This window comes from Kineosporia sp. A_224 (assembly GCF_002198655.1).
Lineage (GTDB): Bacteria > Actinomycetota > Actinomycetes > Actinomycetales > Kineosporiaceae > R-H-3.
The window spans coordinates 1-5,820 of record NZ_MWLN01000025.1 but is presented as its reverse complement, the minus strand read 5'-3'; the positions used below and the strand labels follow the sequence as shown (position 1 = coordinate 5,820).

At 73.8% G+C, this 5,820-nt stretch carries 7 protein-coding genes; 2 read left to right on the top strand and 5 right to left on the bottom strand.

Annotated features, from left to right (window positions below; translation table 11 throughout):
* Nucleotides 1-358: HNH endonuclease signature motif containing protein (locus tag EDJALFJO_RS00595; RefSeq protein WP_143448206.1), on the top strand; the 358-nt coding region annotated here is incomplete at its 5' end.
* 395 nt (nucleotides 359-753) lie between these two features.
* Here the strand turns inward: EDJALFJO_RS00595 and EDJALFJO_RS00590 are convergent.
* A complete protein-coding gene (locus tag EDJALFJO_RS00590) occupies nucleotides 754-1,197 on the bottom strand; it encodes a hypothetical protein (protein ID WP_143448205.1) in 444 nt (147 codons plus the stop codon).
* Nucleotides 1,198-1,354: 157 nt separating this feature from the next.
* Between EDJALFJO_RS00590 and EDJALFJO_RS00585 the strand changes: the two genes are divergently transcribed.
* Nucleotides 1,355-2,500 carry a questin oxidase family protein gene (locus tag EDJALFJO_RS00585; RefSeq protein WP_088281148.1) on the top strand — a complete coding sequence of 382 codons (1,146 nt, stop codon included), beginning with the start codon at nucleotides 1,355-1,357 and terminating at the stop codon, nucleotides 2,498-2,500.
* A gap of 18 nt (nucleotides 2,501-2,518) precedes the next feature.
* Here the strand turns inward: EDJALFJO_RS00585 and EDJALFJO_RS00580 are convergent, their stop codons facing one another.
* From EDJALFJO_RS00580 to fliP, 4 genes are read right to left on the bottom strand one after another with little or no spacing between them, the layout of a single operon-like run.
* Nucleotides 2,519-3,679 carry a flagellar biosynthesis protein FlhB gene (locus EDJALFJO_RS00580; protein WP_088281146.1) on the bottom strand — a complete coding sequence of 387 codons (1,161 nt, stop codon included), beginning with the start codon at nucleotides 3,677-3,679 and terminating at the stop codon, nucleotides 2,519-2,521.
* A gap of 6 nt (nucleotides 3,680-3,685) precedes the next feature.
* A complete protein-coding gene (locus EDJALFJO_RS00575) occupies nucleotides 3,686-4,468 on the bottom strand; it encodes a flagellar biosynthetic protein FliR (RefSeq protein WP_088281144.1) in 783 nt (260 codons plus the stop codon).
* 3 nt (nucleotides 4,469-4,471) lie between these two features.
* Nucleotides 4,472-4,741, bottom strand: a complete 270-nt coding sequence (locus EDJALFJO_RS00570) for a flagellar biosynthetic protein FliQ (protein ID WP_088281142.1) — start codon at nucleotides 4,739-4,741, stop codon at nucleotides 4,472-4,474.
* Nucleotides 4,742-4,750: 9 nt separating this feature from the next.
* Entirely contained in the window at nucleotides 4,751-5,683 is a 933-nt protein-coding gene (fliP, locus tag EDJALFJO_RS00565; protein WP_233149601.1) for a flagellar type III secretion system pore protein FliP, read from the bottom strand.
* Nucleotides 5,684-5,820 lie beyond the last annotated feature (137 nt).

Sequence of the window (5,820 nt, the reverse complement as noted above, 5' to 3'; positions counted from 1 at the left end):
CCACCACCTCCGCGCGTGGGAGCACGGCGGCGCCACCGACCTGCACAATCTGGTCAGCGTGTGTCCGAACCATCATCAGCAGGTGCACGCCGGTCTGTGGGTGGTGCAGGTTCTCGACGGGATCCCGTGGGTGCGGCCGCCGTCCTGGGTCGACCCTGAACGCCGCTTGACGAGGAACCTGCACCACCAGACACACGCCGCCGCGCAGCGGATCGGCCAACAGCTCCGCCTCGCCCTCGACGACGACGCCGACGCCCGCGGCATCGGTCCGAGCCGGACCGGGCTCACCCCGATCGACCTCACGCCCCCGATCTGGAGCCAGGCACCACCCGACGACACCTGGAGACGCACCGGCTGACCTGCGGACCGGCGACCGCGGGCGAAGCCCGCGCCCCGGATCCGGCGGTCGGTGGACGGGGAGGTGTGAACGGCTCCGGCCTGGGTAACGCCTTGCTGACGACGGGCGCCGTCACGGGTGGCGGTCCGGCGCAGGACACGACTCGATAACGACCGCAGAAAGTTGGAAGCGGAGGCATCCAGAGGCGCACCTGCGACGTCGATCAAGCAGTGACCCGGTCCGGCGGGTCCGTGGCTGTCAGGGAGGACACAATGCCGATCGTCTTTGCTTTCGCGGCACTACCGGCGATGGCGTTGCTCCTCATGGCGGTCTCCCGCCTCGAGGCCACCCTCGACCGCCCCCGCGACCGGACCACCGTCCGCTGACGGCCCGTTCGGCCCGCCGGGCCCGCCCCGTCAGGACCCGGCCGCGGTGACCCGCACGACCGCCCGCCCTGCCGCGCGGCGGACCCGCTCCACCGGGTCGTCCCGCAGCGGCAGCACCGCCTCGAGGACGTCGCCGCGCAGCCTCGTGGCCACCACCTTGCAGACCATCTCCCGCACCCGCCAGTGCGGATCTGTCGTCGCCGCCGCGAGCGTGCCGTCCACGTCCACGTCCACGTCGGCACCCGGCGCGGCGTGCCACGCGTACAGCAGCCCGCGGGCGCCCCAGACCCGCAGCCAGTAGGCGTGGACCTCCGGAACCCCCTGTGCGAGAACTTGTCTCGCATGATCGCCGCCGAGCGCCTCGACGATGTCGGGCTCGCTGTCGCGGCCGGTGAGCAGGTCGAGGCAGGCCCGGACGACGACGTCCGCACCGTGCCGCTCGCAGGCGGCGGTCACCCTCAGCCCCGGACTCATGCGACCAGCCTGCCAGCGCCGGACGACGCCGGACGACACCGGGGCTGCCGGGCCCGGCGCTGCGGCCCGTCTGCCCTTGACCTCGAGTGCCTTGACCTCGAGTGCCTGACCTCGAGTGCCTTGACCTCAAGTGCACTGCAGGTCGTCCACTGGACCCATGACGACGACGCCCTCCCGCCCCGGTGCGCCCGCGGGTGCCCTCGACGAGGCCCTCGAACGCCTGCACCGGACCGGCCCCGAGTTCGACGGCTGGCTCTCCAACCACGGCCCGATGGTCGTCGAGGCGATGGCCCGCCGCGGCGCGGGCGCCGCCGTCCACCGCTGGACCGACGGCTACTCCAGACGGCTCGAGGACCGGCCCGGGCCCGGACGGCCGATCGCGGACGACGCCTGGCGGGCGGCGCTCGGCGACCCCTCCCGGCTCGGTGACTGGCTGGAGCACTTCCGCCGCACGGTCCGCGAGGAGCCGTGGGAGCAGGTGCTCCGCACATGGTGGCCACGGCTGCTCCCCGGCATCGCCGCCGGTGCGACGCACGGCGTCATCCGGACCGGGCACGCCGTCGAGGCGCTGCGGGCCGACGTCACCGCACCGCGCCTCGACGAGCTCGGGCAGGCCCTCGGCTACTGGGCCGCCCGGTGGCAGCCGGTCCCCGGGCTCGAGGGCGTGGACCTCGCCCGGCCGCTCGACGGGTCGCCGGGCCGGACGGCGTCCCGCGGGCCGGGCACCGACGCCGCCGTCGAAGCGGTCCCGCGGGTCCCGCGTCAGGACGGCGGGATCCGTGATCGGCTCGCCCAGCTCCCCGGGGTGCCCGGCTGGCCGGACGCCGGCGACCTCACCACCGCGGCGCCGGACGGCGTCCCGCCCGGCAGCACGGCAGACAGCACGACAGGCAGCACCGCCGGCAGCACCGCAGACGCGTCCATCCTGCTCACCGATGTCGTCGCGGCGGTCGTCCGGGCCTACCCGCGGATCGCCGTCGGGCAGCCGACGATGCTCGTCCACGCGGCGACCGCACCGAACGCCGTCCTCCGGGTGCTCCCGTCGCTGCCCCCGCAGGAGCACGCGGTCGCCGTCCGGACGGCGTGGGCCGCGACCGCGGCGGTGCTCGCCGCGTACGCACCCGCGCGCGCCGACCGGCACCTCCTCGACGTCGCCGCACCGGCCGACCCGTGGGAGCTCGCGCTGGCCCACGGCGGCGAGCACGTCCTCAAGCTCGCCGACACCGCGCTCGACGTCGAGGCCCACGTCGGGCCGGGCACCGTGGCGGCCGCGGTCGCCACGGCGGTGGCGCTCGACGCGTGACCCCGCGCCGGGCGCGGGTCAGGCCCGGCTGCCCGCCCGTGCGTCGCGCTGCTCGCGGACCCGACGCGCCCGCAGCTGCGACTTCGTCGGCAGGTCGGGCAGGTCCTTGCTCGGCCCGGGACGCCGCGCGGCCGCCCCGCCCGGGCGCCCCGCGGCCATGACGAACGCGAGGATCCGGGCCACGGCCATGTAGAGCTCGCTGGGGATCTCGTCGCCCAGGTCGCAGACCCGGTACAGCGTCCGGGTCAGCGGTTTGTCCTCGACGATCGGCACCTTGGCCTCGCGGGCCTTCTCGCGGATCTTCAGCGCGAGGGCGCCGGCGCCCTTGGCGACGACCCGGGGCGCACCGCGGGTCGGCTCGTACTTGAGGGCGACGGCGAAGTGGGTCGGGTTGACGAGGACGACGTCGGCGTCGGCGACGGCCGAGAGCATCCGGTTGCGGCTCATCGCCATCTGCCGGGACCGGATCGCGCCCTTGAGCATCGGGTCGCCCTCGGTCTGCTTCATCTCGTCCTTGATGTCGCGCGGGGTCATCATGAGCTGCTTCATGACGGTCCGGCGCTGGACGGCGTAGTCGGCGAGGGAGAGCAGCAGACCGACGACGGCGGTCGACCAGAGCATCGTCTCCAGGCCGTCCTTGGTCCGCAGGGCGACGGTGCCCAGCGGGAGCGCCCCGGACAGCAGGTCGGGCAGCAGCGACTTGGCGAGCACCCAGACGACGATCGCGATCGTCGCGACCTTGAGCAGCGCCTTGACGGCCTCCCACGACGCGCGGGGGCCGAACATCCGCTTGATGCCCTCCTTGGGGCTCAGCCGGTTCCCCTTGAACTTCATGACCTTGGCCGACGGGTGCACCCCCTGCGCGACGGTGCCGAGGACCGCGCCGACCATCGCGCCCAGGCACATCGGGGCCGCCGCGAGGAGCACGACCTGCGGCATGAGCGCGACGACCTCCAGCGCGGCGTCCGGGGTCGGGGTGCGCGCGAGGTCCGGCAGGTGGGAGAGCATCTCGCGGACGCCGTCCGCCACGAGCCGCGCGCTCAGCGGCAGCAGCGCCGCGGCGCCGGCCACCCCCATCCACGTCGCGGCGTCCGGGGTGCGCGCGAACTGCCCCTCCTTGCGGGCGTCGCGCAGCTTCTTGGCTGTCGGCTTCTCGGTCTTGCCGTCCTTGTCCGCCACCGCGTCTCACCCCCCGCCGCGGGCGCCGGACAGCTCGAGGTTCGTGATCGTCGCGTCCGTGACGACGTGCTCGACGACGTCCGGCAGCCGGGCGACCACGAGGCCGGCGACGAGCAGGGTGAACAGGATCTTCAGCGGGAAGCCCAGCGAGAAGGCGTTGAGCGCCGGGGCGGCCCGGGTGAGCAGGCCGAGCGCGACGTCCGCGACGAGCATCACCGCGAGGATGGGCGCCGCCACCTCGACCGCGCCCGCGAACAGGTTGACGACGTGCGTCGTCACGGCCCGGGCGACCTGGTCCATGTCGAGCTGCGGCGTCGGCATCGCCTCCACCGACGCGGCCAGCCCGTGCAGGACCATGAGGTGACCCCCGGTGGCGAAGAGCAGCACCGTGCCCGTGAGCTGGTGCAGCCGGCCCATCACCGAGGCCTGCACGAGCTGGAGCGGGTCCAGGCCCATCGCCATCTGGAAGCCGCCGACGGCGTCGATGATGTCGCCGATCGCCTGGATCGTCGCCATCGCGACGAGGACGAAGAAGCCGAGCAGCGCCCCCATGACGACCTGGCCGGTCATCGCGAGCAGCATCGGGGTGGAGTCCAGCCGCGGGGCGACCGGCACCGTGAACGTCGACAGCGGCAGCGCGAGCGCCAGCGCGAAGCCGGCCCTGATCCGGGCGGGCACCGCCCGGGTGCTGAACGGCGGCGCGACGAGGACGAACCCCGCGGTGCGTGCGAGCGCGACGAGGAAGCCCGCGAGGGTCGCCTCGCCGAGGCTGAGCTCCAGCCCGGACACGGCTCAGCTTCCCAGCAGCGTCGGGACGCTCTCGAAGACGGCCCGGGTGAAGCCGGTGAGCACGCGCAACGTCCAGGACCCGGTGACGACGAGCACGAGCGCCGCGACGAGCAGCTTGGGCACGAAGGAGAGCGTCTGCTCCTGGATCTGCGTCGCCGACTGGACGATCGAGATGACGAGACCGATCAGGAGCGTCGCGACGAGGATCGGTCCGGCGACCTTCACAGCGGTGAGGAGCGCCGTGGCGACCATGTGCACGATGTTCGCGTCCATGTCCGCCGCCTACCGGTAGCTCGTGATGAGGGTCGTGACGATGAGGGACCAGCCGTCGACGAGCACGAAGAGCAGGAGCTTGAAGGGCAGGGAGACGAGCGAGGGCGGCAGCATCACCATGCCGAGGGACATGAGGACGGCGCTCACGACGATGTCGACGACGAGGAACGGCAGGAAGACGACGAAGCCGATGATGAACGCGGCCCGTAGCTCGGAGAGCACGAACGCCGGGATGAGGGTGCGCAGGTCGACGCTCGTGCGGTCCTTCGGCAGCGGCTGGTCGGCCGCCTTGACCATGAGCGCGAGCTCCTCGTCGCGGGTGTGCGCGAGCATGAACGTGCGCAGCGGCACGACGCCGTCCCGGTACGCCTGCGTCGACGTCTTCGTGCCGTCCAGGTAGGGCTTGAGCCCCTCGGACTGCATCTGGTCGAGCGTCGGCCCCATGACGAACAGCGACAGGAACAGGGCCAGGCCGACGAGCACCTGGTTCGGCGGGATGCTCATGGTGCCGAGGGCGCTGCGGGTCAGGGACAGCACCACGACGATCTTCGTGAACGACGTGCACAGCAACAGGACCGACGGCGCGACGCCGAGCACGGTGATGAGGACGATGATCTGGACGACGCGGCTCGGCTCGCCGGGCAGGCCGACGGTGATGCTCGGGTCGTCGGGGTTCGTCGGGCCGCTCGGCCCGTCGGGGGCGGCGCGCGGCACCGCGAAGGCGACCGGGGCGGCGTCCACCCTCTGTTCTGCGTTCGCGGTCTGTGCCACGGACGACGTCACGGCGGCGACCGGTGTCGCCTGCGGTCCGGCGAAGGCCGAGGACGCCGCCGGCGCGAGCAGCGCGCCGGCGCAGACGGCGAGCGCCCCGCCGAGCCGCAGCACGCGACCGGGTCGCACGCCGTCGCGGGCCGGACGGATGGCGCGCGTCGGACGGGTCACCGTGGTCACCCCCGCCTGACGGTGAGGTCGCGCAGGGCGTCGACGCCCTGGCGCCACGTGCGCGGGTCGAGGACGGCGCCGCTGCCGCGCCGGGTCGTGGGCGGGCTGCCGGGCCGGCCGGCGGGCCGGTCCGCAGA

Bases quoted from the DNA above. Each gene is read 5' to 3' on its own strand.
- EDJALFJO_RS00585 (WP_088281148.1), top strand. From the start codon at position 1,355: ATGACGACGACGCCCTCCCGCCCCGGTGCGCCCGCGGGTGCCCTCGAC.
- EDJALFJO_RS00590 (WP_143448205.1), bottom strand. From the start codon at position 1,197: ATGAGTCCGGGGCTGAGGGTGACCGCCGCCTGCGAGCGGCACGGTGCG.
- EDJALFJO_RS00570 (WP_088281142.1), bottom strand. From the start codon at position 4,741: ATGGACGCGAACATCGTGCACATGGTCGCCACGGCGCTCCTCACCGCT.